24 protein-coding genes are annotated in these 25,335 nt (G+C 53.2%); 9 read left to right on the top strand and 15 right to left on the bottom strand.

Translation table 11 applies throughout. From position 1 onward, the window contains the following. Position 1 precedes the first annotated feature (1 nt). Genes ACPXV9_RS13120 through ACPXV9_RS13130 form a run of 3 tightly spaced genes read right to left on the bottom strand, consistent with a single transcriptional unit; the run spans position 2 to position 3,243 of the window. Positions 2–1,300, bottom strand: a complete 1,299-nt coding sequence (locus ACPXV9_RS13120; RefSeq protein ID WP_423897876.1) for an alpha/beta fold hydrolase — start codon at positions 1,298–1,300, stop codon at positions 2–4. Positions 1,301–1,337: 37 nt separating this feature from the next. Continuing rightward, positions 1,338–2,699 (bottom strand): MATE family efflux transporter, encoded by a 1,362-nt coding sequence (locus ACPXV9_RS13125; protein ID WP_423897877.1) that lies wholly within the window; start codon positions 2,697–2,699, stop codon positions 1,338–1,340. A 52-nt stretch (positions 2,700–2,751) separates the two neighbouring features. After that, a complete protein-coding gene (locus tag ACPXV9_RS13130) occupies positions 2,752–3,243 on the bottom strand; it encodes a cyclic nucleotide-binding domain-containing protein (protein ID WP_423897880.1) in 492 nt (163 codons plus the stop codon). Positions 3,244–3,385: 142 nt separating this feature from the next. On the opposite strand from ACPXV9_RS13130, the gene ACPXV9_RS13135 reads away from it, so the two are divergent. Next, on the top strand, positions 3,386–3,727 hold the full coding sequence (locus ACPXV9_RS13135) for a hypothetical protein (RefSeq protein WP_423897881.1): 342 nt from the start codon (positions 3,386–3,388) through the stop codon (positions 3,725–3,727). 7 nt (positions 3,728–3,734) lie between these two features. Here the strand turns inward: ACPXV9_RS13135 and ACPXV9_RS13140 are convergent, their stop codons facing one another. Beyond that, the gene (locus ACPXV9_RS13140; protein ID WP_423897882.1) at positions 3,735–4,034 is read right to left on the bottom strand and encodes an Hpt domain-containing protein; all 300 of its coding nucleotides are present in this window, start codon (positions 4,032–4,034) and stop codon (positions 3,735–3,737) included. Between the two features lie 222 nt (positions 4,035–4,256). Between ACPXV9_RS13140 and ACPXV9_RS13145 the strand changes: the two genes are divergently transcribed. Next, positions 4,257–5,459 (top strand): EAL domain-containing response regulator, encoded by a 1,203-nt coding sequence (locus ACPXV9_RS13145; RefSeq protein WP_423897884.1) that lies wholly within the window; start codon positions 4,257–4,259, stop codon positions 5,457–5,459. Between the two features lie 6 nt (positions 5,460–5,465). On the opposite strand, the gene ACPXV9_RS13150 is transcribed toward ACPXV9_RS13145, so the two are convergent. From ACPXV9_RS13150 to bioB, 8 genes are all read right to left on the bottom strand, one after another. Further along, complete coding sequence (locus ACPXV9_RS13150; RefSeq protein WP_423897886.1) at positions 5,466–5,648, bottom strand: DUF3094 family protein; 183 nt, start codon at positions 5,646–5,648, stop codon at positions 5,466–5,468. A 315-nt stretch (positions 5,649–5,963) separates the two neighbouring features. Further along, complete coding sequence (locus ACPXV9_RS13155) at positions 5,964–7,751, bottom strand: acyl-CoA dehydrogenase C-terminal domain-containing protein (protein ID WP_423897888.1); 1,788 nt, start codon at positions 7,749–7,751, stop codon at positions 5,964–5,966. A gap of 197 nt (positions 7,752–7,948) precedes the next feature. Further along, complete coding sequence (locus tag ACPXV9_RS13160) at positions 7,949–8,833, bottom strand: putative metalloprotease CJM1_0395 family protein (protein ID WP_423897890.1); 885 nt, start codon at positions 8,831–8,833, stop codon at positions 7,949–7,951. A gap of 23 nt (positions 8,834–8,856) precedes the next feature. Next, positions 8,857–9,099 (bottom strand): hypothetical protein, encoded by a 243-nt coding sequence (locus ACPXV9_RS13165; RefSeq protein ID WP_423897892.1) that lies wholly within the window; start codon positions 9,097–9,099, stop codon positions 8,857–8,859. A 172-nt stretch (positions 9,100–9,271) separates the two neighbouring features. Continuing rightward, positions 9,272–9,955: a dethiobiotin synthase gene (gene bioD / locus ACPXV9_RS13170; protein WP_423897894.1), complete on the bottom strand. Its 684-nt coding sequence runs from the start codon at positions 9,953–9,955 to the stop codon at positions 9,272–9,274. A 5-nt stretch (positions 9,956–9,960) separates the two neighbouring features. Continuing rightward, positions 9,961–11,580, bottom strand: coding sequence for a malonyl-ACP O-methyltransferase BioC (gene bioC, locus ACPXV9_RS13175; protein ID WP_423897895.1), 1,620 nt, complete (start codon positions 11,578–11,580; stop codon positions 9,961–9,963). Then, positions 11,580–12,767 (bottom strand): 8-amino-7-oxononanoate synthase, encoded by a 1,188-nt coding sequence (gene bioF, locus ACPXV9_RS13180; RefSeq protein WP_423897897.1) that lies wholly within the window; start codon positions 12,765–12,767, stop codon positions 11,580–11,582. Before bioF ends, bioC begins: the two co-directional genes overlap by 1 nt. Before the next feature lie 40 nt (positions 12,768–12,807). Continuing rightward, positions 12,808–13,866 (bottom strand): biotin synthase BioB, encoded by a 1,059-nt coding sequence (gene bioB / locus ACPXV9_RS13185; protein ID WP_423897898.1) that lies wholly within the window; start codon positions 13,864–13,866, stop codon positions 12,808–12,810. A 104-nt stretch (positions 13,867–13,970) separates the two neighbouring features. On the opposite strand from bioB, the gene ACPXV9_RS13190 reads away from it, so the two are divergent. The 4 genes from ACPXV9_RS13190 (at position 13,971) to cysE (ending at position 17,766) form a co-directional block, all read left to right on the top strand. Further along, a complete protein-coding gene (locus ACPXV9_RS13190) occupies positions 13,971–14,720 on the top strand; it encodes a ComF family protein (RefSeq protein ID WP_423897899.1) in 750 nt (249 codons plus the stop codon). Positions 14,721–14,776: 56 nt separating this feature from the next. After that, positions 14,777–15,904, top strand: a complete 1,128-nt coding sequence (locus ACPXV9_RS13195) for a beta-ketoacyl-ACP synthase III (RefSeq protein ID WP_423897902.1) — start codon at positions 14,777–14,779, stop codon at positions 15,902–15,904. Between the two features lie 24 nt (positions 15,905–15,928). Next, complete coding sequence (locus ACPXV9_RS13200) at positions 15,929–16,921, top strand: serine/threonine protein kinase (protein ID WP_423897905.1); 993 nt, start codon at positions 15,929–15,931, stop codon at positions 16,919–16,921. Between the two features lie 68 nt (positions 16,922–16,989). Further along, complete coding sequence (gene cysE / locus ACPXV9_RS13205) at positions 16,990–17,766, top strand: serine O-acetyltransferase (RefSeq protein ID WP_423897907.1); 777 nt, start codon at positions 16,990–16,992, stop codon at positions 17,764–17,766. Between the two features lie 21 nt (positions 17,767–17,787). Here the strand turns inward: cysE and ACPXV9_RS13210 are convergent, their stop codons facing one another. From ACPXV9_RS13210 to epmB, 3 genes are all read right to left on the bottom strand, one after another. After that, complete coding sequence (locus ACPXV9_RS13210) at positions 17,788–19,881, bottom strand: EAL domain-containing protein (protein WP_423897909.1); 2,094 nt, start codon at positions 19,879–19,881, stop codon at positions 17,788–17,790. Positions 19,882–19,947: 66 nt separating this feature from the next. Further along, a complete protein-coding gene (locus ACPXV9_RS13215) occupies positions 19,948–21,735 on the bottom strand; it encodes a hypothetical protein (protein ID WP_423897911.1) in 1,788 nt (595 codons plus the stop codon). 178 nt (positions 21,736–21,913) lie between these two features. Beyond that, a complete protein-coding gene (gene epmB / locus ACPXV9_RS13220) occupies positions 21,914–22,948 on the bottom strand; it encodes an EF-P beta-lysylation protein EpmB (RefSeq protein WP_423897913.1) in 1,035 nt (344 codons plus the stop codon). A gap of 176 nt (positions 22,949–23,124) precedes the next feature. Here epmB and efp point away from each other — a divergent pair, with 176 nt between their 5' ends. From efp to ACPXV9_RS13235, 3 genes are all read left to right on the top strand, one after another. Continuing rightward, on the top strand, positions 23,125–23,694 hold the full coding sequence (gene efp, locus ACPXV9_RS13225) for an elongation factor P (RefSeq protein WP_423897915.1): 570 nt from the start codon (positions 23,125–23,127) through the stop codon (positions 23,692–23,694). 103 nt (positions 23,695–23,797) lie between these two features. Further along, the gene (gene epmA, locus ACPXV9_RS13230; RefSeq protein WP_423897918.1) at positions 23,798–24,751 is read left to right on the top strand and encodes an EF-P lysine aminoacylase EpmA; all 954 of its coding nucleotides are present in this window, start codon (positions 23,798–23,800) and stop codon (positions 24,749–24,751) included. A 33-nt stretch (positions 24,752–24,784) separates the two neighbouring features. Then, complete coding sequence (locus ACPXV9_RS13235; RefSeq protein ID WP_423897921.1) at positions 24,785–25,330, top strand: cytochrome b; 546 nt, start codon at positions 24,785–24,787, stop codon at positions 25,328–25,330. Positions 25,331–25,335: the final 5 nt, after the last annotated feature.

Below are 25,335 nucleotides of genomic sequence, written 5' to 3' on the forward strand. Positions count from 1 at the left end.
ATCAACTCCAGTGTAGCGCTTTATCCGCCAGCCATTGCCCCATTAATGCAGCCAGTGATTCAGGTTTCTCCATGGGGAAAAAGTGGCTCTGGTCTTTTAGTTGAATATCCGTTGCTCCCTTAATCTGTTCGTGGAGCTGAGCCCAGGTAGGGGAAGGGGAGAAATCGAAAAAATGATCTTCGGGTAAACGATCTCTGGCACGAATAATGTGTACCGGCGCCTGAATATCACCAAATTTGTCATAGACGCTACCCAAGCCAGAGCGCACGTAGATATCGGCCTCCACCAAAGGTGGGCATGCCAGCTCAAGCAAATCATCTTGCTCACTGGCAGCCAGTCCGTAACGACAATAGTCATCCAACACCTGCGGGTGCCAGTGCTTGTAGGGCTCTCTGGCAGCAAAGGCTTCAATCATCTCCTCCGGGGAGCCCCACTGGTTGCGTCGTCTGGCGACAGGATGATCCTCTTTGCTGCCGAGAGAGGCTTCGATCATTTGCAAATATTCAGGGCTCATAATGACCGGGTCGAGCAACATGACGCGCTTTATCTGTCCGGGCAGTGTCGCAGCCGCCATTGCCGCGGCATAGCCACCAAATGAATGACCCACAAGATTGATATCGGTCAGCTCCAGCTGTTGCAACAGGGCAATCAGATCTTCCGACATTTCATCCCAACAGATCCCCCCTTGCGGGTTATCACTCAGTCCATGCCCCAGAAATTCCAGTGCATAGACGTGGGTATCTTGCGGCAGATGACGAATCACCTGATCCCAACAACGGCCATGAAAACCGGTGGCGTGAAACAACACCAGAGGCTCTCCGCTACCGGACCACTCGTAAACATTCAGGTCTACACCACCAATGCGGTAATGGGTTTGTGTCGGTTGATCCTGTCTCATACTCTGCCCTTTGCTCTCCCAAAGTTTGAATTTATCAAGTTCGGTCCTGGAAGATTGGATCACCCAGCCCAACAAGGTGACATCATCGACCAAACCCCAGCCCAGCAGAATATCAGGTATCAAATCCGTCGGTATGATGAAATACACCAACGCCGTTACCATCAACAACAGCGTTTTGGCGGAAACATCCCGATAGTCTCCGGTGGCATATGCCCTGAGCAAACGAACCAGCGCCTGAATCGAATCCCACAGATTGCGCAATGGCCCGGAGCGATATTTTTCGGCTTTGGTCATCACCTGATCGGAAAAATCCCCCAGCGACTGCCGATCTTGCAGATAGCCCTTGGCTGCAGCCATGGCTCTGGCATAAGTACGACTGGAAAGCACCCGCTGAATCTTCATCGATACCCCTCCGCCCTATATAACTGAACCGTTAAATTCATGTCGCCGATTTTTGCAGCCGATCACGCCAGCGACCACTCTTCAAACGCAGAGAAAAAGCGCCGGCAATTGACAACAGTTGAACCACGAACACCATCCAGGAAACTTCGGGACCCAACTGCCAGATTTTGATCACCAGAACCTGTAGCACCAGCACCAGCCAGTGCAGCGAAGTGGAAACTTTCATCATCCAGAGCGTATCGCCAACCCCTCTGAGGCTGCCGCCCGCCACCTGAATAATGGCGTCGGCCATAACATAGGTGGATAACCCCAGCATCATAAACACCGACAACTGACGAATCGCTTCCGCCTCGGCCCCGTCACCATTAATAAACACATCAACCATGGGCGCACGAAACACCAGAAAGGTAACCGCCACAATGGAAGTGTAACCCAGCCCGAGTACAAAGCCGGCGCGCATGACCTGGCCAACCTGATCCGCATCACCGGACCCCACGTAACGGCCAACCAGACTCACCACGGCCGCATTCAGCCCCAGCATTGGGATAAATGTCAGCATATCCCAATTCAGCACAATGGCCGCCGAGGCTGCTTGCACTACGCCATAGGACTGAAACATCAACAGGAATAGATTAAAGGCAGCGACATTGAGAAACGATTCAAACCCGGCAGGGACTCCTAACCTCAAATAGCGGGTCAGAATTGTACGATCCAGCACAAATGAGCGGGCTACGGCGTAGAGCGCGCGATGCTGCGGCGCAAAGTAAAATGCCGCAAGCACCAACAGACTGACAAGATTGCCAATGATCGTACCAAGCGCAGCTCCCACAATACCGAGTTCCGGCAGGCCTACGGCGCCAAAAATCAGGGCATAGGTGAGCGGCACATTGATCACCACCCCCACAAGATCTCCAGTCATCACGACCTTGGTCTTGCCGGTACCGGCAAAAAAAGACGCGAACGCCATCTTGATCAACGCCAGAATGGCACCGGACAACATCACAGTCAGATAGCTAACCTCCAGCTCCACCTGTTCCGGGGCATGCCCCATCAGCGAAAACAGCCTGCTGACACCAAAACCGATCAACGCCAGAAAGGGCATAAACCCCAGACACAAGATAAGGCTCTGGGTCAGAACCCGGGCGCACTGCCGTCGCTCTCCGGCACCATAGTATTGCGCCACCAGCGCATTGGAGTAAGCCAGAATTCCCATAAACAATGAGATACAGAAAAAACTGGCAACACCACCACCCAGACCAGCGGCCATGTGCAGCGGACTGACCATTGATAAAAACAACCGATCGGTAAAAATCATCAGGGCAAAGGCTCCCTGAGAAATAACCATGGGCAACGCCAGCGACGTCAATTGTTTGAGAATCTCTCTCTCGGGAAACTTCACAGGGTTAACTCTTGGCAGGTTGAAAAGGCCGCTTACCGCGGCATTCCACAATTCATGATCCGGCATCCACCAGCAGGTAACTGGTGTTGCGTAAGCGAAGACTCACCGACTGGGTTATTAACCACAGCAGTTTAAAAGCCAGGGCCGGCTCCTTTTCTGACAGGCGGAATAACTGGCGGCGCGTAGTAACGACAAACCGCGTGGTTTCAAGCGCATGGGCTTTGGCAGAACGCGGGGAGGCATCGATCAAAGACTGCTCCCCAAAGGTTTGGGATGGTCCCAGAGTGATCAGCGATTTCAGCCGATCCTGTGAATCGCGCTTGCTGATGCGTATGCGCCCGGAAACAATCAGCCCCATATAGGCGGTTTGCTCGCCCTCTTCAAACAGAGTGTCTCCGGCCTGAGCTTCGTAGGCAGTAAAGTAGCCACCCAACTTTCGCACCTCCTGCCACTCAAATGCATTTGCCCATGTGGTGGTATCAATCATCTCGGCAATCGCTTTATCCGAGCAATTGGTGGGTTTTAATTTCAGGGCAGAACTCATACCAGATTATCCGGTGCTATCAATGCCGCCAGTTAAGCACTTGCATCCGTCACAGGCAAGCTCAGTAACCACCCGCTATCTGGTATTTTTCCGTGACTTTAAGCCATAATGAAGCATCGCCCACCCGGACCGTACAACCATCATGAAACCGGTAAAAACCAAACAGCAGCAGCGCGATGAGCTCAACCAGATGGTAGAACAATTTCTGTCTGACGGCGGAGACGTGACCCGGTGTGGTATGGGCGAAAGTGGGCGCGACGTCAATCAACCTCTGCCCAAACCGCCCTTCGTTGAGCGCAGTGACCAGAGCCGCACACTGGTTAATGAAGTGGTTCAGGCCATTGAAGAGAGAAAGCAGCGCCGTAAAACCAAACCCCGCAAAACCAATCAGCCCAAGGAACCCTCCAAAGAACTGCTGGTGGATGATTTTGGCGAACCGTTACGCTGGGTCTGGCAGGATCAAAACAAAAAACGGCAACCCTGAGCTGCAATCAGCAAAGACTGCGAATGTAATCCAGCACCCGCTCTAACTCAGATTTCAGGGCCAACTCCTGAGTGTTAATACCATGCCAATCGGCATTGGGGGCAGAATTTTCCAGAGCCTCACACAGATCTCCCAGAGCCTGAGCCCCTACCGTCCGCGATGAAGACTTTAATTTGTGGGCCAGAGACTTGACGCCTTCGGCAGATTTTCTGGCAATGGCAGCATCCAGCTCCGTCATATAGGGCGTGGCACTGTTGGCGAACTCCTCCAAAATGGCGTTTCTTAAATCGGCATCGTCTCCGAACATAGACTCCAGGACAGACAGGTCTAACGGCAAATCACCCAAAACATTCCCTCAATACTTCTCAGCGTATCCATTGCTGCCAATTACATGACGTGCGGATTGCACAAATTGCAATCTGCCCGAAAAATTTCCACAGAAAATTTAATGTAAATCAGCCTTTAAAGTTGCTAACAGGACTACAATAGACATAATAATAACAACTGTAAATTCTAACACGGCTCTCGAATGGAACACCTAGAAAACATCTCCTGCCTACTGGTCGATGACGACCCGTTCATGCTCAAGACCCTGAGCAAGATGTTGGAATCCATGGGTATCACAAGCATCATTCAAACCGATAGCGCCCAGGAAGCCCTCAGGTATATAGCCAATCGCAACAACCATATTGATGTGGTCATTACCGACCTGAACATGCCTGAAATGGATGGCATTCAATTATTGCGACATTTCGGCAGTCTGGGCATGAATTTCAGTGTCATTCTTGTGAGCGGTGAAGACCCAAGACTGCTGGAGTCTGTCCGCACTCTGGGAGTACAACAGCGCCTGGCCATTCTGGGAACACTCAACAAGCCGGTCCGCAAGATCGATCTTGAAAGCCTGCTGCGCACCCACAGCCCCGCCCAGCACGAAACACCGGACGGCCCCGGCGCCATGGTCTTTGCCGACGAACTGCAAAGCGCCATCTTGAATGACGACATCAGTGTCTATTTTCAACCTCAGGTTTCTGTCACCGATGGTCGCATCATCGGCGTCGAGGCACTGGCACGCTGGAAGCACCCGGAAAAGGGCTGGATTCCACCGAATGTCTTTATCGGTATCGCCGAGAAATACGACATGATTCAGGAAATCACTGACATCGTATTTCAAAAAAGTATCAATGAGGCCGCACATTTACGCAGCCTTGGGTTTGATATCACCGTGTCGATCAACTTTTCTGCTCAGGTACTAAGCTCACTGGAATTACCGGAAGTCCTGAGTGAAACCATTTCATCTTCAGGGCTGGAGCCCAATCACGTGGTGATTGAAGTGACCGAGAGTACTCTGGCAGAAGACATGAACGTCACTTTGGACATCCTCACCCGAATGCGCCTGAAAGGCTTTGGCTTATCCATTGATGACTTCGGCACCGGTTTCTCGTCCATGGAGCAACTGCGGCAAATCCCCTTTACCGAGCTGAAAATAGATCGCTCTTTTGTACATCAGTCCTCGGAAAATCAGGCCAGCCGAGCCATTCTGGAGTCGAGTATTTCACTGGCCAAGCGACTTAATATTTCTTCAGTTGCCGAGGGTGTGGAAACCGATGAGGACTGGAACCTGATTACCGAACTGGGCTGTGACAATGCCCAAGGCTACTACACAGCCAAACCGATGCCGGCCAATGAATTCATAGCCTGGAGCAAGGAATACGCCAATTCGCGCAAATCCTGAGAGCACTCAAATCACACCGTGGTTTAAGGCCAACCAGTAACTCGCTCCACTGAGTACACCCAACACCAGCCAGATCACCAACAGCAATCGCCAGGGACGAAAGGTACGTTCCTGCTGTCGAGACTCCGCACTGAGATACTTATCCACCCGGGCCTGATCTTCCCCGCCCAACTTTTGTTCTGACGCCATAGCCGTTGCTTACCTTTAAATAATCCGGGACAACTACTCACCGTACATCCTGTACATCGCCGCTCCTTCGCATCGACCGCCATGGACGGCGGAAATGCAGCTTATGCAGGAGCTATCAGCTGCCATGCGACCGCGGCATACGACCGCCATGGATAGCGGAAGTGCAGATATTGCAGGAGCAAATATCTGTCCGTACATCCTGTACATCGCCGCTCCTTCGCATCCATGCGACCGCGGCATACCGTACATCCTGTACATAAAAAAGCCCCGGCAGGTTAACCTGCCGGGGCTTTTATACTAGACAGAAAATTTGGCTTAGAACAGTTCTTCAGCCAGATCCATCAGAGTATCACCACCCGCTTTGATGTTGGCACTCAGAGACTGAGTAGCAGACAGTTGACGCTGATAGAAGAAGCGAGCCAGCTTCAGTTTAGTTGCATAGAACTCATCGCCACTGTCCAGCTTGGCCAGAGCCACCTTGGCCATCATGGCCCACATATAGGCCAGAGCCGTGAAGCCGAACAAGTGCAGGTAATCGTTGGCTGCCGCACCAATCGCATTAGGATTGGACTGCGCCTGCTCAATTACCTGAGCGGTAACGTCTTTCAGGTTGTTGATTTCTGCCTGCAACGGCCGAATAAACTCAGCCAGTGCAGCATCATCACTGTTGGCATCAATAAAGGCCTGAACTTCAGCAGTGAAGGTCTCCAGATCCTTACCACCATTGGCAACCACCTTGCGGCCCATCAGGTCCATGGCCTGAATGCCATTGGCACCTTCGTAGATTTGGGTAATGCGCACGTCACGAACCAACTGCTCCTGACCCCACTCACGAATAAAGCCGTGACCACCGAAGATTTGCTGACCGATAACGGTAGTTTCCAGCGCCTTGTCAGATACAAACGCTTTGGCAACAGGCGTCAACAGAGCAACCATGCCGGAAGCGGCCGCCTTATCTTCAGCATTATCACTGAACTTGGTGATATCCAGCCACTTGGCAACATAAGTAGAGAAGGCACGGGCACCTTCGGTTTGAGCTCGCATAGCCAACAGCATGCGACGCACGTCCGGGTGAACAATAATTGGATCAGCGGCTTTCTCAGGGTATTTCTTGCCTTCCGGGCTGCGGCTTTGCAGTCGATCACGGGCGTATTCGACAGCATTCTGATAAGACATATCAGCGGCACCCAGCGCCTGAATACCAACCACCAAACGCTCATAGTTCATCATAGTGAACATGCAGGCCAGACCTTGATTCACTTCACCTACCAGCCAGCCTTTGGCTTCATCGAAGTTCATGACACAGGTAGCAGAACCTTTAATACCCATCTTCTTCTCAATGGAACCGCAACCCATGCTGTTGCGTTCACCCAGAGAACCGTCATTATTAACCATGAACTTGGGCACCAGGAACAGAGAAATGCCTTTAGGGCCCGCCGGCGCGTCCGGCAGCTTGGCCAGCACCAGGTGGATAATATTTTCCGCCATGTCGTGCTCACCCCAGGTGATAAAGATTTTAGTACCGGTGATGTTATAGGAACCGTCACCGTTTTCAGTGGCTTTAGTACGGATAATACCCAGATCGGTACCAGCGTGCGGCTCGGTCAGATCCATCGCACCGGACCAAACACCGGAGTACATATTGGGCAGGTATTTTTCTTTCAGCTCATCGCTGCCGTGAGCATTGATGGACAAACAAGCACCGGCAGTCAGCATAGGTGCCAGACCAAAGGACATGCTACCGGCTTGCAGCATCTCTTCAACCTGACCAGTCAGGGTTTTCGGCATACCCATACCGCCGTATTCCGGGTTGCCACCCAGACCGTTCCAACCACCTTCACAGAACGCCTGATAGGCTTCTTTAAAGCCGTGAGGGGCGGTAACTTCACCATCATTCCACTGGGAACCCTGCTCATCGGACTCGCGGTTGAGAGGCGCAATTTCCTGCTCGATCAGCTTGGCCGCTTCTTCCAAAACAGCGTTTGCCGTTTCCGGATCAACCACGCCTTCCAGGCCGGGCAGGGACGCCCAGAAATTCTCAGCATCAAATACTTCGTTCAATACGAAGCTCATATCACGAAGGGGAGCCTTATACTCAGCCATGTGTCTACACCTCTAAAATGTAAAATAATCAGGTTACACAACACCGTTGTGGATGATGATATTTTAATCAAACAAACGTTTGAATGCCAGCAAAAATACACGCCTAGTTTACCTTAGCAGCAACCCGGCGAACGGACACAAAAAAGCCGCCATAAAAGGCGGCTTAACAATTAAGGAACCCGTGGAATCAGGTGCTATCAAATATTGCGGTCAATCAATGAACCCGCCTCAGGCGCCTGTTGATTAACACCGATGTCCAGCAAGCGCTGATTGATATCAAAGAAGCGTTCAGCCGATTCCGCCTGAGTCTCCTGAAGACGGTTATTGCGCTCCAGGCGCTCACGCTCTGCGAGGGCCCGCTCTTCCTCGCGATTACTGCTCTCACGCTCGGATTCTTCCTCCAGCCGCTGTTCACGCTCAAGTGCCACCTCTGCCTGTCGTTGAGCCTCCTCTTCCCGGGCAAGCGCTGCGATATCTTGCAACGCCTGTTGCTCCAGTTGCGCTGCCTGAGCGGCTACCTGCCGGTCTTGCACAGACGGCTCTGCGGGTGCCAGAGCAGCCCGCTGCACCCGGCGCGCCACATCCAGAGCCTGCTCCGGATCGCCGCTGTTAGTACTGAGCTTGATAGGCACTTCTCCAGCCACCGCGTAGCTGACACCATCCGGTCCACGTTCATATTGATAAGTGGCAGCGCCAGCCAAAGATCCTCCCGCGGATTTATGGGCCTGCTCATGGGCTCTGACTTCACGATCCCGGGCAGCCAATCGATCTATCTCGCGCTGATCGGCGCTCTCTTGCTGCTCCACAGCTCGATCTTGAGCCGCCTGCTGACGATCCCGGCCGCCGTTGCCTTCAGCGTCATCATTACGCTCCTGCACAGCTTGGCGCTGACGCTCGACATCGCCGCGCTCATCCGGATCCCTACGAGTCTGGATACGACCCGTTTCGGAAGATTCTTCGACAGGCTTGAAAGGGGTATTACGCGCATCGGGGCTTTCTTCACCCACAGGGCGTGAGCCCAAGCTGCTGAACGGTGATACAGCATTGGCAAAATTGGATGGGATGTTATTGCTATTGATCATCTCATCAACTCCGGCGCTACAATTCAGGCCTTGATGTCCAATAGGGAACCCAGGGTATCGGTACCCACCTGAACGACACGGGCAGACGCATCAAACACTTGCTGCTCACGCTTTAAATTGATCAGAGGCTCAACCAGGTCCTGAGTGGTAGAAGTCTCTTTCTGTGTGGTTCCAACACTGGCTATTTCCTGGGCAGATTGAGCCATCGACTGCTGACTGCGCTGCAGACCACTGGAGCCAATACTGATTACGGAACTGATTGTCATAAGTTCGAGACCTCGTAAAAACACCCACCATCAAACGGATTGACGGCTTATAACGATATTCTAGCTGAAAAGAGATCAAAAAACAGACAAATGCGGCAAGAAGTTGCCGCAAAGTAAGACATAAAGGCATTAAAAAGACACCTTAACCAAACCAAAGGTTGTTAAAGCGTTCTCATAATAGCTCATCAAGAGATAAAAACTGGCTCGCAGCTTCTGCTGTGACTTGTTCTAAAAAGGGAATTTCACCCAGCAAAGGGGCTTGTATCAGTGTTTTAAGGGTCATCACATTTTCCTCGTAACAACTCATATCCCCATCGATGCGGTTAGCCACCCAGCCCGCCAGAGTCAAGCCATCACGGGCAATAGCCTCAGCCGTCAACAAAGCATGATTGATGCAACCAAGCTTCATCCCGACCACCAGAATCACTGGCACATTCAACTCAATGGCCAGATCGGCCAGTGTTTCTCTCGGATTCAGGGGCACCTTCCAGCCGCCGGCCCCCTCAACCAAAACCATCTCCGCTGGCTGCATTAATATGCCGCGACAATAGCCCGCCAACCGCGATGCCTGAAGAGTCTGCCCTTCGTGCATCGCCGCTATGTGAGGAGCAATCGGCGGCTTGAATGCTATTGGGTTCACCTGTTCATAAGGCAAATCCAGAGTCATGGCCTGCTGCAACATCAGGGCATCGCTGTTGCGCAGCCCTTCAGGTGTCTCTTCGCAGCCCGCCGCCACCGGTTTCACAGCCGCCGTCCTCAAACCCTGCTGGCTCGCCTTGACCAACAACGCCGAAGCAACCAGAGTTTTTCCTGCATCAGTATCCGTGCCCGCTACAAAAAAGGTTTTCTTTGCCATGGAAATCAAGCCTCCAGTTCCATGTAATACACTTCGTAGGTAGCCGGTAGCTTTCCGTTCGCCATTCGGAAGGCCTCATAGGCGTCACGCAGCTGGCGTATTCTCGCCCGCCCAGTGAGACCATTCCCCTGCCCGGCATTAACATTGTGCGCACCCAGCGTCTTTAGCTCGTAGGTCAGATCCCGCAGGGCATCATACTGCAACACGATGTCCTGCTGCTGCCAATTCAGACATCGCAACCCTGCATTCTGCAAAGCCTGCTGCAGCTGATCGGCGCCAATAAAACGGTTGACGTGAACATAGCCATCCACCTGCTTCCAGGATTGCCTTAACTCACTCAGCGTTCGGGGCCCAAGGGTCGCCAGATAGAGTTTACCGCCCGGCTTAACAACTCGCTTTAACCCCCCGAACAGGGCCGATAAATCATGACACCACTGAATGGCCAGACTGGAGAAGATTGCATCCACGGAATGATTCGCAAGGGGTAAATGTTCCGCATCGGCACACAACCAGTGAGCCTGACGGGACGGTTGTTGCTGCCCTCGAGCAAATTCCAGCATGCCCTCGGCGAGATCCAGCCCCAACATCTGATAACCTCGCTCTTGCAGAGCCCCGATAAAATGCCCGGTGCCACAACCAAGATCCATGCACCATCGATCATGGCCACTGCAGTCAACAACCCGCTCCAGCAAACGATTGCCAATTTGTCTCTGCAGTCCCGCAACACTGTCATAGGAGGCTGCCGCCTTACCAAACGATGCTGCAACGCGCTTCTTGTCCAAGGCCGAATCATTGTCATCGTTTTGCTGAGCAACGGACTCCAGTGTGGAGAAGAACCGGATCAAGCGCTCCAGAACCGCTTCGGTTTGCGACCAGTGGGGCGCATGCCCGGCACCTTGCAGACACTCAACTTGCTGATTAGCTCCTGCCAGAGCCTGATAGGACGACAGAACCGTCGCGGGCACCAGTGCATCAGCCTGTCCAAAAAGATGCAGCCCCGGAACGGGCAATTGCTCAACTACAGTGCGATTATCGAGCTCGCCCAATAATTTAAGCCCCAAAGCCAGAGCAGGCTCACTGGCAGTAGCCAGCCCGGATTGAGACAAATTGCGCAAAGACTTCAGTAGCAGACGCTCATCACTGTCTCCTTTGGCCATCAACCCGGCAAAGCGCTTCAGGGTTTTATCCGGTGCCGAGCGAAAGGACTGCTGAAACTGCTGAAATACTTCCGGCGCCATGGCATCAGCCCACTGCTCATTGGCGACAAAACGTAAATTGGCCGCCAAGGTTGCAACACCAACTACCCGTTCAGGCGCCAGCGCAGCAACTCGCAACGCCAACATGCCTCCCAGAGACCACCCCAAAACAGAAAACTTTTCCGGCAATTGCTGCAGCAATTCAGCCAGAGACTGATCAACCGAGTCAGCGGCGGTAACCGCCTCCAGATAATCAATACAAACGACATCGGAGTGTTGCCGCAAGCCCTCAAGCAGAGGCTGCCAGCACTGGCTGTCACAGCCCCAGCCGTGCAAAAGCACAATGGGCACAGAGGCCGGCGCATCGGCTGTGGCGATGTATCTTGAAAACCCGAATTCGGGAAAACTGGCTTGGATAACTGGCTGCATCAGGCGCTCACCTCTCGGTATGGCCGGCAGGCTTCTGTCAGTGCTAACAACAAATCATCCACCTGCTGCTCACTGTGGGCCGCCGACAAGGTAATACGTAAACGCGCACTGCCCTGTGGCACGGTAGGTGGTCGAATGGCACCCACCAGAAAGCCCTTGCTTTCCAGTGCTGCAGCCACCTGCAAAGTCACTTGTGAATCACCGATAACCACCGGCTGAATCGCGGTTGAGGAATCCATCAAAGGCAATCCCGCGTCTTCGGCACCGCGACGAAAGCGCTCAACCAAGCTGACCAGGTGCTCTCGGCGCCAGGACTCCTCGGTGAGCAGCTGCAGACTTGCGAGGGTTGAAGCTGCCACAGCCGCCGGCATGGCAGTGGTATAAATGTAAGGTCGAGCTCTTTGAATCAGGGTTTCAATCAGCGCTTCACTGCCGGCAACAAAAGCTCCGAAGCAACCCATAGCCTTGCCCAGAGTTCCCATCATCACCGGCACATCTGTCTGGCTCAAACCAAAATGCTCTATGGTGCCTGCACCGTTAGCGCCAAGACAGCCAAAGCCGTGGGCATCGTCCACCATTAACCAGGCATCATGGGTTCTGGCCAAATCGGCCAACTCCGGCAGCGGAGCCAAATCCCCGTCCATACTGAAGACCCCATCAACCACCACCAGCTTGCGCCGAGCATCCGTTTTTTGCAGACGTCGAGCCAGATCATCCAGATCATTGTGCTGAAAACGCTGAAAGCGGGCGCCGGAGATCAAACCTCCATCCAGCAAAGACGCGTGATTGAGCCGATCTTCAAACACGGCATCACCCTTGCCTACCAGAGCCGCTATGGCGCCAAGATTGGCCATATAACCGGTGGAGAACAGCAATGCCCGATCACGGCCGGTAAAACGAGCCAGTACCAGCTCGAGTTGATGGTGTAACTCACTGTGGCCGTTAATTAAATGGGACGCGCCACTGCCCCAACCGAAGGTCGCCAGCGACTGCTCCACAGCTTCGGCCAAACGAGGATGATTGGCCAAACCCAGATAATCATTACTGGAAAAATTGATGCAATGCTGACCATCAACCCGGACTTCACTGCCCTGAGGTGACTGCAGAACCCGACGCTGCCGATACAGATGCTGCTCGCGCCGCTTTTGCAGCTCAGCCTCAAGCACCTGCTTCATGGAACTGGACATAAACCTGACTTCGGGAAGAGCTCACCCACCCCGAAAAACCCTAGCTGGCAGCGTTATAGAAAACGTGGTCGTGACGGGCCTCTTCCAGTGCATCCTGAACTTTCTGCTCCTGCTCAGCCTCGCTCTCTTCCACTTGATAACTCTCGGGGTTGATACCCAGACGCTTGAACAATTGCATATCCTTGTTGCTCTCAGGATTCGCCGTCGTCAACAATTTCTCACCGTAAAAAATGGAATTGGCACCAGCCAGAAATGCCATGGATTGCATTTGGTCGTTCATTTCCTCGCGCCCGGCAGACAAGCGGACATGGGACTTCGGCATAAGAATACGCGCAACGGCAATGGTGCGAATAAAATCGAAAGGATCGAGATCTTCCTGCTGATCGAGAGGGGTTCCCTCCACCCGAACCAACATATTCACAGGCACGGATTCCGGATGCACTTTCATATTGGCCAATTGCAACAACAGGCCGACCCGATCATTTTCCGTTTCGCCCATACCAACAATACCGCCACAGCAAACTTTCATACCGGCGCTGCGCACATTATCCAGAGTTTCCAAACGATCCTGATAGGTGCGAGTGGTAATGATATCGCCGTAATACTCAGGGGAGGTATCAAGATTGTGGTTGTAGTAATCCAGACCGGCATCGGCCAGTTGCTGAGCCTGATCGCCGCTGACCATACCCAGAGTCATGCAGGTTTCGAGACCGAGATCCTTCACACCTTTGACCATATCGGTGACATAGGGCATGTCTTTTTTCTTGGGTGAGCGCCAGGCGGCACCCATACAGAAACGGGTAGCACCGCTGGCTTTGGCGGCTTTGGCCTCTTCAATCACCTTTTCCACGCGCATTAATTTTTCACGCTCAAGACCGGTGTCATAGCGGGCACTCTGCGGGCAATATTTGCAATCTTCCGGACAGGCTCCGGTTTTAATGGAACAAAGAGTACTGACTTGAACTTCATTCGGGTTGAAATGCTGACGATGAATCGTTTGGGCCTGAAACATCAGATCACTGAAAGGCAATTCAAACAGGGCCGCGACTTCTGCGCGAGTCCAATCGTGACGGGTTTGTTGGGGATTGCTTGCAGTCATAACCTTTTGCCTTTCATCTGTTCAGAAAATCGGCCAGCCCGACTTCTGCGCGAAACTCTTTGTTAACCTAAAAACAAGCAAAAGGTTAACAGCGAAAAAGACACATGACAAGATCACTATTTAAACAACACCGCCGATTCAACCTGAGCCACTGGCTCAAGGGGCACTGTCTGGTGTGCCGCGGCACCTCGGATATTCGAGGACTATGCCAGGCCTGTAGACAAGACCTGCCTCATCTAGCCAGCCAATCAGCCTGCCCCCTGTGCGCATTACCACGACCGGGAGAATCCAACTCAGCCTGCCCGGAATGTCTCACCAAGCCACCGTCATTCGATTCAACCCATGCGGCATTTCTCTACCAAACACCTGTCGACCAGTGGATACATCAACTGAAATATCACGGTGACATTCGTCTGGGACGTCTGATGTTGCACCAGTCTCTGCCGACATTTGCCGGGGCTTCGCGTCCACAGTTGCTGATTCCCATACCCATGCCAACGTTCAGACAATGGCGCAGAGGCTTCAATCAGGCCGACTGGATTGCCCAGTGGCTGGGTAAACAGCTTCAGCTGCCCGTCGCCAGAGCGCTCACCTACCATCAGGATTCGCGCCTGCGGCAAGCCCAATCGAATCGAGCCACCCGATTACAGAATCGGCAACACAGTTTTGCCCTGCCAGAACGCAACCAAAAACTAGTTTCAGGTAAACACATTGCCCTGATCGATGACGTCATGACCACCGGCTCAACCCTGCGATCAGCCAGCAAAATACTGAAAGATTGTGGTGCTTGCCGTGTCGATTTGTGGATAATAGCCAGAACAGCCAAAAGCAACGGCATACAAGACAAAAACTGATCAACACAAAAGCAAAACAGGGGGCTCAACCCTGTATTGAGACTGGAGAGAATTCAATGAGCGCAGCCAATGTGGTAATTAGCGGCCTGGGCCTGTGGACCCCCGAGCACAGCATTTCCAACGAAGAACTGGTAGAGAGTTACAACGCCTACGCAGAAAAATACAACGCTGAAAATGCAACCTCCATCGAAGCCGGTGATCTGACTGCGAAACCCCTTTCGACCGCCGCGTTTATTGAAAAAGCATCCGGTATCAAATCCCGTTATGTTTACATCAAAGACGGAATCCTCGACCCCGATCGGATGATGCCCAATATCCCGCTGCGCGCCGAAGATGAGCTGTCGAATCAGGCAGAGATCGCCGTTATTGCGGCACGCAAGGCCATGGCCGCAGCGAAAAAAGAAGGCAAAGACATCGATGCCGTGATTGTTTCCTGCGCCTACACCCAACGCTATTACCCGGCGATTGCCATTGAGGTACAAAAAGAACTGGGCATCGAGGGCTTTGGCTTTGATATGTTAGTGGCCTGTTCGGCCGCTACTTTCGGTCTGCAACGTGCCTATGAGATGGTCACAGCGGGCACCGCCAAGTGCGTTCTGTGCATCAACCCGGAACTGACTTCCCCGGGGAATAATTTTCGCGATCGTGACAGTCACTTTATTTTTGGTGACGTTGCCACCGCCACCATTGTCGAAAGCGCGGAGACCTGCCAAGGCGAACACAGCTACGACATTCTGGGCACCAAGACAGTCACCACCTTCTCAAATAACATTCGTGCCAATATCGGTTATATGGTTAACGTCAATCAGGACAACCCCTACGCCGAACACAACTTTTTCCACCAGCAAGGACGCAAAGTATTCAAGGAAGTATGCCCGATGGCCGCCAAGCACATCAGCGATCATCTCGAAGAAACCGGTGTGGCCAATACCAATGTAAAACGCTGGTTCCTGCATCAGGCCAATATCAACATGAACGTGCTCATCGCCAAAAAGCTGCTGGGACGCGATCCCGAGCCCGGTGAAGCACCCATTGTTCTCGACACCTACGCCAATACCGCTTCGGCCGGATCATTGATCGCTCTCAACCTGCATCACGAAGATATGGTTGCCGGCGATCACAGCGTGGTTTGCTCTTTCGGCGCCGGCTATTCCATCGGCAGTCTGGTTCTGCGTAAACGCTAAGTGACTTTTCCAAGCGATGAACCGTTGAACAGCAGCCACCCCTTTGACGCACTGACACCGGATGCGGTTATTCAGGCCATAGAAGCCGAAGGTTTCTTTTGCGATGGCCGCATCTACCCGCTCAACAGTTATGAAAACCGTGTCTATCAGGTCGGCATTGAAGAAGCCGACCCGGTTATCGCCAAATTCTATCGCCCACAGCGCTGGAGCCGTGAGCAGATTCAGGAAGAGCACGACTTTTGCCTGGAGCTCGCCGACGCTGAGTTTCCGGTAGTCGCACCATTGCTGGATCATCAGGGCCATAGTCTGCGCCAGCAACAGGGCTTCTTTCTGGCCATCTATCCACGTCGTGGAGGGCAGGCCCCGGAGCTGGATTACGCCGACAATCTGGAAGTGATGGGGCGCAGCCTCGGCCAGCTTCACAACATCGGCTACAACCGGCTATTCGAACATCGACCAACCTTTGATATTGATTCCTTTGTCCGCCAGAGCAGTCAGTTTCTACTGGAAAACCAGTTTATTCCCGGTGAATTGCAGCCGGCTTATACCAGCCTAATCGAGAACATCCTGCCTCGCCTTGAAGAGGCATTTGCCAACACTCGCTTTGAAAGCCTGCGACTCCACGGGGACTGCCACCCGGGCAATATCCTGTGGCGCGATGACGCCCCTCATTACGTGGATTTTGATGATGCCCGCAATGGCCCGGCTGTACAGGATATCTGGATGCTGCTGTCCGGCGACAAGCCCCAACAGCAGCGACAACTGCAGCAGGTACTGACCGGCTATCGTCAGTTTTGCCCGTTTAATGCCGCCGAACTGACTCTGGTGGAACCTCTGCGAACCATGCGTCTGATCAACTACAGCGCCTGGCTTGCCCGACGCTGGGACGACCCCGCCTTCCCCCACAATTTCACCTGGTTTAATACCGTGCGCTACTGGTCCGATCACATACTGACCCTGCGGGAACAACAGGCGGCTCTGCAGGAACAACCCTTGAAACTGCCAGAATTCTTCTAGCCTCAACACAGGTGACAAACAGCGGCAATGCCGTTAATGTCAGCGTCTGACACCAACGGAAACACCTCATGCACTGCGCTCAAAAAACCTGGCAAGCCATTCGCAAAGAAACCTCGCAACAGGTTCAGGAAGAACCGATTCTGGCGAGCTTCCTGCACGCCACCATCCTCAATCACGACACCTTTGAGGACGCCCTGAGCTACCACCTGGCCAATAAACTGGACAGTCCGGCAGCGTCATCAATGCTGATCCGCGAAGTTATTCTGCAAGCGCTGAATTCTGACCCCGAAATCAGCTGTGCGGCGGTTGATGATATCAACGCCATCCTCGAAAGAGATTCCGCCTGCGACAGCCTGTCGACACCGTTCTTATTTTTTAAAGGCTTTCACGCACTGCAATCCCATCGGGTGGCTCACTGGCTGTGGAACAATCAGCGCCGAGAACTGGCCCTGTTTCTGCAAAACCGCAACTCCATGATGTTCGGCGTCGACATTCATCCCGCCGCCCGAATCGGTAAAGGCATCATGCTCGACCACGCCACCGGCATTGTCATCGGGGAAACCTGCGTGATCGGTGACAACGTTTCCATGATGCAATCGGTAACACTGGGCGGAACAGGTAAAGAGGCTGGCGATCGACATCCAAAAATTCACAAGGGCGTTATGATCGGGCCGGGCTCGAAAATTCTGGGCAACATTGACGTTGGGGAAGGAGCAAAAATCTGTGCCGGCAGCGTCGTACTGAAAGCCGTTGCGCCACACACCATGGTAGCCGGTGTTCCCGCCGAAGAAGTGGGACAGCCACAATCGGAACAACCGGCACTGGACATGAATCAGAGCATGTAAACAATTTGCTCAGTCAATACATTACTCTTCCATATTGAAATCGTAATTCATGTCCTCACTGGGCGCCTGCAGATAGTGCCCCTGAATATAGTGAACCCCGGTTTGCCAGAGTGTCGACAATACGCTGGCATTTTCCACAAAGGGCACCACCGTGACCTTGTCATGCTCCAGTAACTCTTTGATGAGATTGCTCAGCGCTTCCGGACCTTCCTGATTATTCTGGATATCCCGGGTAAACGATCCATGAACCTTGACGTAATCACTGTTGGCATGTGCCAGGGTATTAAACGGATTGAGCGAACAGCCAAAATTACTGATCGAAGAGAAGCAGCCCATCTCCCGCAACCCGTCAAAGAAATCGCGGGCAGCATTCAGATGATTGGTGACATCTTTTTCACCCACCTGGAACACAATCGCATCAGTCGGCAACTTGGCCGCCTTAAACGCAACGGCCAACCAGGGCAAAAGAGACTCATCAATCAAGGACTGACGGGAAACATTCACCAGCATACGAGTTTTGGAGCCACCACCGCGATGCTTGGACAACACTTTGATTGACTCAAGAATGACCCAGCGATCTATTTTTGTAGTCGCGCCAATTTCGTCAGCAATCTCGAGAAAATCAGAAGGTGAAATTTCTTCGCCCTCTTCATTTTTCATGCGCAACAGAACTTCGTAAAAGCCGTCTTCCGAACCACGTAAGCTGATTACCGGCTGATACAACAGATTAAAGCGACCATTATCCATAGCCGCCTGAACCATCTTGGCAATATCAGCCGATTTTTTCTCGTCCTCGGGGAGTTCCGGCTCAAACAGATTCACACTGTTGCTGCGACTATCTTCATCGGCACCCGACTCAGTCGCCCCCATCGCCTGATCGATGATGGTTTCAGCATCGCTGCTGGTTTCATTAATCAAGGAGATCCCGATGGATACCGTGGTTTGAGCGGTATGGCCATCGACGTCGATGATATGACCTTCAACATCCTGACGCAGTTTTTCGGACCAAGCCAGCGCCTGATCCGCGTTAGCGCCCTGAGCCAGAATCATAAACGCGTCGTCTGCAAAGCGTGCGGCTGTGTGACTATCCTCACAATGCTGTTTTACGTAACAGGCAAGATCGGCAACAATCGCATCGATGGCAGTCACCCCCATCTGCTCCTGCAAGCGCCCGTAGAGTTCATCTACCTCGACATAAATCAAGGCACTGGTGGATTCGGCATTGAGCGCCTGAGACAATTCCTGATCCAGCCGCTCGGTAAAATGTGCCCGATTCAGCAAGCCGGTGGTCTGGTCTTCCACCTTGAGCTTGTGCAACTCCGCTTCCAGCTCCTGATCATTGATCTGCTTGGCAGGGATCATAAACTGAATGCAATGCTCTTCTTCAAATAATGCATTGCCGACATTCACTTTCAGCGGTACGCCCGTGCCGTCCGACTGCAGGCCCTGAAACTCCAGCTCACAGGATTCTGCTTCATCACCTTTCAGCGCGTAGTTCTTGAGAAACTGTTTGACCTTGCCCTGATCGTCATCAACGACCATATCGATCACAGGCATGCACTCGATATCGTCTTTGTCTTCATAACCAAAGCGCTCGGCAAAAGACTGGTTGGCAAACAGGTACATACCATCCTGAACATAGGCGATGGCGTCACGTGAACTTTCCAGTAACTGCTGACTGCGACGCTCCGCTTCTTTGAACTGACGCTCGGCCTGACGCATCAAGCGCCGCTGCTGACGATTTTCCACCTCGCGGGAAATGACCAACAGCAAATGCTGATCTTCATCGAGCAGGATGGCGTCAGTCGCCCCCATCTTCAAAGCCTCGACTACCGGTTGGGCTCCCTCTTCATCGGTCAGACAAATGACTGGCACATCTTTCTTGAGCCGCTTGATCTGGCGAATGGCCGTCAGCGGCTCCACGGAAGTGGATTTATCGTGAACGATCAACAGATCCCAGATTTGCTCCTGCAGGAGCTTGACCAGCCCCTCTTCGTTTTCCACGTGCTGCGCCCGGGTACTCCGCCCGGCATTGTTCAGCATACTGATCAGACGCTCCGCCTCTGAGCGCGAATCGTTGATGATCAACAATCGAATTGTGTCGTTAACGGTCATGTCCTAAAAACCACATCCCTAATCTTGTCGTTGCCGCAACCTCGCAGGCCACGACATCAATATGTATTACCAGTCGTCGAGAATATCGCCAGACTGCTCGGGGTTTTCCTGTAACCCGGCATCCAGCACACGAAAACCAAACTGCTTCACGGAGCTGGTCGAAAATCGCTCTTTGGATAACTGCACCACAGAGCGCTGCCCCTTCTGGTTCAGATTGGTCTTATCTCCAACGCGAAATGGCAACACCGGAGTAATCAAACTGGCCGGCGTTTTACTGGCTTTGAACTCAGGCACCAGCAGCGCCCGCATAAAATCGGCATTCTCACCCGACTTTTGGATTTGCTGTGCCGCACAGGGTTTCACACTGGGCGACAACATCTGCACCCCCAGCTGGGATGCCCCTTTACTCTGTCTGACCCAGCGTACCACGCCAACAGCCCAGACACTGCGACCTGGCTCGCGAATTCCCAACAGCTCACCCACTTTGGCGTTGGCGGGAATTTTTTCACGCCAATCCAGACAGTAGCCATCAGCACTGGCATCGAGGGTCACGGTTTGGTAGACCGGATATTTCGCTGCCTCCTGTGCCTGCTCCTCGTCTTCCTCAGCCAGAACATTGGTGTAATTAAGACTGACTTCGCGATTGAAGCCACCCGAGGCATCTGGAGCATCATTCCAGGGGTCCAGTTCTTCCTCGGTTTTACCCACCTCAAAACGGGTTGTCAGCATAGACAGCGACGAGTCTGAGCCGCCAGCCAGAAATTCGTTAAAGTCCAGACCTTCACAGGCATGAAAATGGATCGCGCTGAGCCCCACCACCACATCCAGACGGGTGTGGCTGCTCAGGCGTTTCGAATGCCGGGATCGGGCGACGCCCCAGGACTCGCGAACATGGGTATAAATCAATGATGCCAGCGGGCCAACAATGGGGACAAAACCCTCTTCAACATGACCACTGTCGAGTTTTTCCAGGGCAAACAGTATGGGGCTAAAATCCAGATCGCGAACTCTGGCCCCGTAGCCCCCTTCATAGCGGGTTTTGTAAATGGGGCCGTGGTTGCTGTCGAGATCAACCACAAACAAATTGTTCTGGTTGCTGCCGGCTTCTTTCAAGTGCAGGCGCAGAGACCAGCTTTCCAGTGCATCGTAAAGTGCCAGTACATCGTTTTGCCGCATCTGATTGGGGCTGGCGCAGGCCAGCATCAAGGTGCGGATATAACTCTGTTCAATGGTATTGGCCGGCTGATGTTTGAGTAGCTGATCCGGATGGGACTGATGCAAAAGATCCAGCCGCTCCGCCATTACATAGAGCCCGTTCAGTTCTCGCCACAGCTGTGGCGGGGCCGGGGTATAGAGCTGCGCACTGCGCAAAAATTGCAACCCCAGACCGGTAATGGAGCGGTGCAATACCAACCCAAGCTCATGCTGCTCCTGACTACTGATCTTCTTGTCACTGCGCTTATGCAGCAGATCCTTGAGCACCACCAGATAGCCATTGGACATATGCTTTTGCAGCGCCTGAGCAATCACCGCAGTTTTCATCGCACCTTCGGGCAGAATCAACGGTTGATTGAGAAAATTCCTGGCCAGCCCCTGAATACAGCGCTGCACATAGGGACGCAGGCTTTCGAGCATCGCCAGACGGTTCGCGGGCGTCGTTTCAATACGGACAACTTCGGGCAGTGCCTTGTAGAGCAACACACTGGTATTACTGATACGGGTAGCCGGTAAAGCCTCAGCCCAAGCGGCCACGGCAGCGGGCCGATGATCCTGGCAGAAACCCAGTGTTCGGCGGTCCTGCGGAGGCAATTTGAAAATTTCAAGCAGCTGTTGCGTTTCAGTGTCCGGCATCATGGGGGGGCTGGTCGCTTATTCCTTTAATGACAGTATAGTGAATCCCTACCAAAATCCTGCGAGCGTACGTTATTAACAGGTGTTTTTTATTACGCCCTCAGACCATCACGTATTAAAAGGCTTTTAGCCCGGGGACTCAAGCATAGCGCCGAGTGTGGCGCAAAAAACCTGCCCAATCTCAATAAACAGGGGTTTTGGACGCTTTTCCCGGCACTTCGCGCACCAATTTGGGAACCAGAAAGCCCGGCAGAGAGGCCAGCAGCTCATTGTGCAACTCGACGGCTCTGGCATCGGAACAGTCAAAGTGAGCCGTGCCCGCCGTTTTATCCAGCACATGCAGGTAGTAAGGCAGGATACCGGCGGCAAACAATGCCTCTGACAGAGCACTCAAAGCAACCGCAGAATCGTTAACCCCCTTGAGCAATACAGATTGATTCAGGATTGTCGCGCCCACGGCCTTGAGCTCAGACACTTTCTTTACCAGCTGTTCATCGATTTCATTGGCGTGATTAATGTGCAACACCACAACGGCTTGCAACCGGGTCGCCTGCAACCACCCCAACAACGCCGCATCCACCCGCTGAGGAATCACCACCGGTAAGCGGGTGTGAATTCTGAGTCGCTTGAGATGCGCAATATCATTCAAAGCCGATACCAGCCACGACAGTTGCCGGTCCGGCGCCAGCAGCGGATCGCCACCACTGAGAATCACCTCGTTAACACTGGTATCCGCCTGAATATACTCAAGCACCTGCTGCCATTCGGCCCGCGCCGGACTGTTATCCTGATAGGGAAAGTGTCGACGAAAACAGTAACGGCAATTGACCGCACAGGCCGGCGCCACTGTTAACAGCACGCGACCACGATATTTGTGAATCAATCCCTTCAGAGGGTTGTTGTCCAGTTCCTCAAGCGGGTCGGTCACATAGCCAGATACCGGCAACTGCTCATCAGTCAGCGGCAGTACCTGACGCAACAAAGGGTCGTTTACATCACCACAGCGCATCTTTGCCACAAAACTTCTGGGAACCTTCAAGGCGAACTGTCGAGCGCCAGCCTCGGCGCCTGCCAACAGCGACTCGGGTAGATCCAGCATTCGCAATAACTCAGCCGGGGTTCGCACCGCTTGCTGCAATTGCTGCTGCCAATCGGCCGGATAAACATCAGCAGTTATCTCTGCAGTATTCAGTAATAGTGGATCGGCAGGCGTCATGGGTCGGGTATCGCAACAATCAATAGGCCGGCTATTTTACTGCGACCCCGGCGATGGCTTCAAACTGGGAGCCAAGTTATAATTCGCGGGTTTACCCCAAGGCACCTCATTAAATGGTCGTAATTTAGTGAATAGGGTGCCCGAATAAAATTTCCAAGCTGGAGGCTAGAACGCACATGGGAACCTTTTCCACCAACGAATTTCGCAGTGGCATGAAAGTCATGCTCGACGGTGAGCCCTGCGCCATCCTTGATAATGAATTTGTAAAGCCAGGCAAAGGTCAGGCTTTTAACCGCGTAAAATTGCGCAACCTCAACAGCGGTCGAGTCTGGGAGCGTACGTTCAAATCCGGTGAATCCCTGGAAGCCGCTGATGTGCGCGACACCGACATGGAATACCTCTATAACGATGGCGAGTTCTGGCACTTTATGGAACCCACCACCTTTGAGCAGCATCAGGCTGACGAAAAGGCCGTGGGCGAGTCCGCCAAATGGCTGAAAGAACAGGACACGGTTGTGGTTACTCTGTTCAATGGCGCACCGCTGGCGGTAACCCCGCCCAATCACGTTGAGCTGGAAATCACCCAGACTGACCCTGGCCTGAAGGGCGATACCGCTCAGGGCGGCACCAAACCGGCAACCCTGTCGACCGGCGCTGTGGTCAAGGTACCTCTGTTTTTGTCCGAAGGTGAAGTGATTCGCGTGGACACGCGCACCGGTGAATACCTGGGCCGCGCCAAGGATTAAAACACCGCGGCAAAGACTGATGCCCCGTCTCTGCCCGTCACATCGGCACCCATACCTCAACCGCCGATGTGACGTCCCTCCTCCCCTCATAGCAAAAATCGCCATGCCTGACTTACTCTGGAAACCAGGCGCCAGCCTGCAAACCCTGCAAGCCCGAGCCGAACTCTACCGGCAAATTCGTGACTATTTCCGCTCGCTGGATGTTCTGGAAGTGGATGTACCCGTTGTCGCCAATACCGCCGGCACCGACCCCCACATAGATCTGATACCAACCCAGACCTGCCAACAACAGAATTACCTGCAAAGCTCACCGGAATTCTTTATGAAACGTCTGCTGGCAGCCGGCAGCGGCGACATTTTCAGCCTGGGAAAAGCCTTTCGCAACGAGGAATATGGGCGCCGTCACAACCCGGAGTTCACCATGCTCGAATGGTACCGACTGGGGCTCGACGATCGCCAATTGGCCAGTGAAGTATGCGACCTGATAACAGCCACCACCGGCATTGAGAAGTGCCAACTGTTTAGCTACCGGGATTTGTTTGAGCAAAAATTTCAGATCAACCCCCATCAGACACAGCTGACCACTCTGAAGCATCTGGCCGGCGAGCACTGCAATATCCACTGGCAGGATGACAACCCGGATACCTGGCTCGACCTGTTGATGACCCATGTCATCGAGCCAACACTGCCTCAGGGTATCAGCGTCATTTTTGATTACCCCGCCAGTCAGGCCGCTCTGGCACGGACCGAAATCTCCGCACAAGGCGACCTGATCGCGCGACGCTTTGAAATCTATCTTAACGGCATGGAACTGGCCAACGGCTATTGGGAACTGACCGATGCCCAGGAACAGGCCGAACGCTTCGAACAGGACCTGAACCAGCGCCAAGCCATGAACAACCCTGCCATCCCCGTTGACCAGCATCTATTATCAGCCCTTAAATCTGGCCTGCCCGATTGCGCCGGAGTGGCCCTCGGTGTTGATCGACTTGTCATGGCAAAATGCAATCTGCAAGATATGGATCAAGCACAAAGCTTTTCCTTCAAGCGGATCTGATAACCGGATCTAAAAACACGACAGGAGTCCCCTATGAAAAACACCGCCACCGCATACGGCACTGTTTCCCGCTCTCTTCACTGGTTGATCGCCATCGCCATCATCGGCCTATTGGCGGTCGGTACCTATATGGAAGGACTGCCCGACGATGCGCCACAGCGTGGCATGCTCTATGGCCTGCATAAAGCCACTGGCGCACTGACCCTGTTGCTGGTGATTATACGAATCGGCTGGATCGCCTACAGCCCAGCGCCAGCGTTGCCCGAAGCCATTCCCGCCCGCGATAAAAAGCTGTCCAAAGCTGTCAAACACCTGATGTATTTACTGATGGTAGTGGCACCCCTGTCCGGCCTGCTGATGAGCCATTTCTTCGGCTACCCGGTGGACATGTACGGGCTTTTCAAATTGCCCCAGGTGGTTGAAACCAACAAGGAACTGGCGGGATTTTTCCACACGGTCCACGGCATCAGCACTCAGCTATTGGCTGTCTGCGTGATTCTGCACATTGCTGGCGTAATCAAACACCGTCGTAGCGGTAATCCGGAAGAGGATGTTTTGCCGAGGATGCTGGGCAAATAAAAAGC

This window comes from Candidatus Pelagadaptatus aseana (assembly GCF_040362265.1).
Classification (GTDB): domain Bacteria; phylum Pseudomonadota; class Gammaproteobacteria; order Pseudomonadales; family Cellvibrionaceae; genus Pelagadaptatus; species Pelagadaptatus aseana.

Bases quoted from the DNA above. Each gene is read 5' to 3' on its own strand.
- epmA (WP_423897918.1), top strand. From the start codon at position 23,798: ATGCCTGACTTACTCTGGAAACCAGGCGCCAGCCTGCAAACCCTGCAA.
- ACPXV9_RS13190 (WP_423897899.1), top strand. From the start codon at position 13,971: ATGACAAGATCACTATTTAAACAACACCGCCGATTCAACCTGAGCCAC.
- bioD (WP_423897894.1), bottom strand. From the start codon at position 9,955: ATGGCAAAGAAAACCTTTTTTGTAGCGGGCACGGATACTGATGCAGGA.
- ACPXV9_RS13130 (WP_423897880.1), bottom strand. From the start codon at position 3,243: ATGAGTTCTGCCCTGAAATTAAAACCCACCAATTGCTCGGATAAAGCG.
- ACPXV9_RS13215 (WP_423897911.1), bottom strand. From the start codon at position 21,735: ATGATGCCGGACACTGAAACGCAACAGCTGCTTGAAATTTTCAAATTG.
- ACPXV9_RS13145 (WP_423897884.1), top strand. From the start codon at position 4,257: ATGGAACACCTAGAAAACATCTCCTGCCTACTGGTCGATGACGACCCG.
- bioB (WP_423897898.1), bottom strand. From the start codon at position 13,866: ATGACTGCAAGCAATCCCCAACAAACCCGTCACGATTGGACTCGCGCA.
- ACPXV9_RS13195 (WP_423897902.1), top strand. From the start codon at position 14,777: ATGAGCGCAGCCAATGTGGTAATTAGCGGCCTGGGCCTGTGGACCCCC.
- efp (WP_423897915.1), top strand. From the start codon at position 23,125: ATGGGAACCTTTTCCACCAACGAATTTCGCAGTGGCATGAAAGTCATG.
- ACPXV9_RS13160 (WP_423897890.1), bottom strand. From the start codon at position 8,833: ATGATCAATAGCAATAACATCCCATCCAATTTTGCCAATGCTGTATCA.
- epmB (WP_423897913.1), bottom strand. From the start codon at position 22,948: ATGACGCCTGCCGATCCACTATTACTGAATACTGCAGAGATAACTGCT.
- ACPXV9_RS13135 (WP_423897881.1), top strand. From the start codon at position 3,386: ATGAAACCGGTAAAAACCAAACAGCAGCAGCGCGATGAGCTCAACCAG.
- cysE (WP_423897907.1), top strand. From the start codon at position 16,990: ATGCACTGCGCTCAAAAAACCTGGCAAGCCATTCGCAAAGAAACCTCG.
- ACPXV9_RS13235 (WP_423897921.1), top strand. From the start codon at position 24,785: ATGAAAAACACCGCCACCGCATACGGCACTGTTTCCCGCTCTCTTCAC.
- ACPXV9_RS13120 (WP_423897876.1), bottom strand. From the start codon at position 1,300: ATGAAGATTCAGCGGGTGCTTTCCAGTCGTACTTATGCCAGAGCCATG.
- ACPXV9_RS13140 (WP_423897882.1), bottom strand. From the start codon at position 4,034: ATGTTCGGAGACGATGCCGATTTAAGAAACGCCATTTTGGAGGAGTTC.
- bioC (WP_423897895.1), bottom strand. From the start codon at position 11,580: ATGCAGCCAGTTATCCAAGCCAGTTTTCCCGAATTCGGGTTTTCAAGA.
- ACPXV9_RS13150 (WP_423897886.1), bottom strand. From the start codon at position 5,648: ATGGCGTCAGAACAAAAGTTGGGCGGGGAAGATCAGGCCCGGGTGGAT.
- ACPXV9_RS13155 (WP_423897888.1), bottom strand. From the start codon at position 7,751: ATGGCTGAGTATAAGGCTCCCCTTCGTGATATGAGCTTCGTATTGAAC.
- bioF (WP_423897897.1), bottom strand. From the start codon at position 12,767: ATGTCCAGTTCCATGAAGCAGGTGCTTGAGGCTGAGCTGCAAAAGCGG.
- ACPXV9_RS13210 (WP_423897909.1), bottom strand. From the start codon at position 19,881: ATGACCGTTAACGACACAATTCGATTGTTGATCATCAACGATTCGCGC.
- ACPXV9_RS13165 (WP_423897892.1), bottom strand. From the start codon at position 9,099: ATGACAATCAGTTCCGTAATCAGTATTGGCTCCAGTGGTCTGCAGCGC.